The 3,262-nt window shown below is 50.8% G+C and carries 1 rRNA gene; it reads left to right on the plus strand.

Annotated features, from left to right (window positions below):
• Positions 1 to 163: 163 nt before the first annotated feature.
• Positions 164 to 3,055 (plus strand): 23S ribosomal RNA (locus FFI16_RS30400).
• Positions 3,056 to 3,262 lie beyond the last annotated feature (207 nt).

Consider the following 3,262-nt stretch of genomic DNA (forward strand, 5'->3'; position numbering starts at 1 on the left):
CGTTCTTTAAAAATTTGGGTATGTGATAGAAAGATAGACTGAACGTTACTTTCACTGGTAACGGATCAGGCTAAGGTAAAATTTGTGAGTTCTCTTAATTGAGAAATTCGAATTTTCGGCGAATGTTGTCTTCACAGTATAACCAGATTGCTTGGGGTTATATGGTCAAGTGAAGAAGCGCATACGGTGGATGCCTTGGCAGTCAGAGGCGATGAAAGACGTGGTAGCCTGCGAAAAGCTTCGGGGAGTCGGCAAACAGACTTTGATCCGGAGATGTCTGAATGGGGGAACCCAGCCATCATAAGATGGTTATCTTACGCTGAATACATAGGCGTAAGAGGCGAACCAGGGGAACTGAAACATCTAAGTACCCTGAGGAAAAGAAATCAACCGAGATTCCCTTAGTAGTGGCGAGCGAACGGGGACTAGCCCTTAAGTGGCTTTGAGATTAGCGGAACGCTCTGGAAAGTGCGGCCATAGTGGGTGATAGCCCTGTACGCGAAAATCTCTTAGTCATGAAATCGAGTAGGACGGAGCACGAGAAACTTTGTCTGAATATGGGGGGACCATCCTCCAAGGCTAAATACTACTGACTGACCGATAGTGAACTAGTACCGTGAGGGAAAGGCGAAAAGAACCCCGGAGAGGGGAGTGAAATAGATCCTGAAACCGTATGCGTACAAGCAGTGGGAGCCTACTTTGTTAGGTGACTGCGTACCTTTTGTATAATGGGTCAGCGACTTATTTTCAGTGGCGAGCTTAACCGAATAGGGGAGGCGTAGCGAAAGCGAGTCTTAATAGGGCGTCTAGTCGCTGGGAATAGACCCGAAACCGGGCGATCTATCCATGGGCAGGTTGAAGGTTGGGTAACACTAACTGGAGGACCGAACCGACTACCGTTGAAAAGTTAGCGGATGACCTGTGGATCGGAGTGAAAGGCTAATCAAGCTCGGAGATAGCTGGTTCTCCTCGAAAGCTATTTAGGTAGCGCCTCATGTATCACTGTAGGGGGTAGAGCACTGTTTCGGCTAGGGGGTCATCCCGACTTACCAAACCGATGCAAACTCCGAATACCTACAAGTGCCGAGCATGGGAGACACACGGCGGGTGCTAACGTCCGTCGTGAAAAGGGAAACAACCCAGACCGTCAGCTAAGGTCCCAAAGTTATGGTTAAGTGGGAAACGATGTGGGAAGGCTTAGACAGCTAGGAGGTTGGCTTAGAAGCAGCCACCCTTTAAAGAAAGCGTAATAGCTCACTAGTCGAGTCGGCCTGCGCGGAAGATGTAACGGGGCTCAAACCATACACCGAAGCTACGGGTATCACGTAAGTGATGCGGTAGAGGAGCGTTCTGTAAGCCTGTGAAGGTGAGTTGAGAAGCTTGCTGGAGGTATCAGAAGTGCGAATGCTGACATGAGTAACGACAATGGGTGTGAAAAACACCCACGCCGAAAGACCAAGGTTTCCTGCGCAACGTTAATCGACGCAGGGTTAGTCGGTCCCTAAGGCGAGGCTGAAAAGCGTAGTCGATGGAAAACAGGTTAATATTCCTGTACTTCTGGTTATTGCGATGGAGGGACGGAGAAGGCTAGGCCAGCTTGGCGTTGGTTGTCCAAGTTTAAGGTGGTAGGCTGGAATCTTAGGTAAATCCGGGATTCTAAGGCCGAGAGCTGATGACGAGTTAACTTTTAGTTAACGAAGTGGTTGATGCCATGCTTCCAAGAAAAGCTTCTAAGCTTCAGGTAACCAGGAACCGTACCCCAAACCGACACAGGTGGTTGGGTAGAGAATACCAAGGCGCTTGAGAGAACTCGGGTGAAGGAACTAGGCAAAATGGCACCGTAACTTCGGGAGAAGGTGCGCCGGTGAGGGTGAAGGACTTGCTCCGTAAGCTCATGCCGGTCGAAGATACCAGGCCGCTGCGACTGTTTATTAAAAACACAGCACTCTGCAAACACGAAAGTGGACGTATAGGGTGTGACGCCTGCCCGGTGCCGGAAGGTTAATTGATGGGGTTAGCTAACGCGAAGCTCTTGATCGAAGCCCCGGTAAACGGCGGCCGTAACTATAACGGTCCTAAGGTAGCGAAATTCCTTGTCGGGTAAGTTCCGACCTGCACGAATGGCGTAACGATGGCGGCGCTGTCTCCACCCGAGACTCAGTGAAATTGAAATCGCTGTGAAGATGCAGTGTATCCGCGGCTAGACGGAAAGACCCCGTGAACCTTTACTATAGCTTTGCACTGGACTTTGAATTTGCTTGTGTAGGATAGGTGGGAGGCTTTGAAGCGTGGACGCCAGTCTGCGTGGAGCCAACCTTGAAATACCACCCTGGCAACTTTGAGGTTCTAACTCAGGTCCGTTATCCGGATCGAGGACAGTGTATGGTGGGTAGTTTGACTGGGGCGGTCTCCTCCTAAAGAGTAACGGAGGAGTACGAAGGTGCGCTCAGACCGGTCGGAAATCGGTCGTAGAGTATAAAGGCAAAAGCGCGCTTGACTGCGAGACAGACACGTCGAGCAGGTACGAAAGTAGGTCTTAGTGATCCGGTGGTTCTGTATGGAAGGGCCATCGCTCAACGGATAAAAGGTACTCCGGGGATAACAGGCTGATACCGCCCAAGAGTTCATATCGACGGCGGTGTTTGGCACCTCGATGTCGGCTCATCACATCCTGGGGCTGAAGCCGGTCCCAAGGGTATGGCTGTTCGCCATTTAAAGTGGTACGCGAGCTGGGTTTAGAACGTCGTGAGACAGTTCGGTCCCTATCTGCCGTGGACGTTTGAGATTTGAGAGGGGCTGCTCCTAGTACGAGAGGACCGGAGTGGACGAACCTCTGGTGTTCCGGTTGTCACGCCAGTGGCATTGCCGGGTAGCTATGTTCGGAATAGATAACCGCTGAAAGCATCTAAGCGGGAAACTAGCCTCAAGATGAGATCTCACTGGAACCTTGAGTTCCCTGAAGGGCCGTCGAAGACTACGACGTTGATAGGTTGGGTGTGTAAGCGCTGTGAGGCGTTGAGCTAACCAATACTAATTGCCCGTGAGGCTTGACCATATAACACCCAAGCAATTTGACTACTCTAACGAGCATCAGATTGCGGTGTGTGAAGACGAGATGAACCGAAAGTTCGACGCTCACAAAACACCGAAAGCTGTCACATACCCAATTTGCTGAAGCGAAGCCAGCTGGCTACGACTCAGTACCCGAATTTCTTGACGACCATAGAGCATTGGAACCACCTGATCCCATCCCGAACTCAGT

It is taken from the genome of Pseudomonas sp. KBS0710, from assembly GCF_005938045.2.
Lineage (GTDB): Bacteria > Pseudomonadota > Gammaproteobacteria > Pseudomonadales > Pseudomonadaceae > Aquipseudomonas.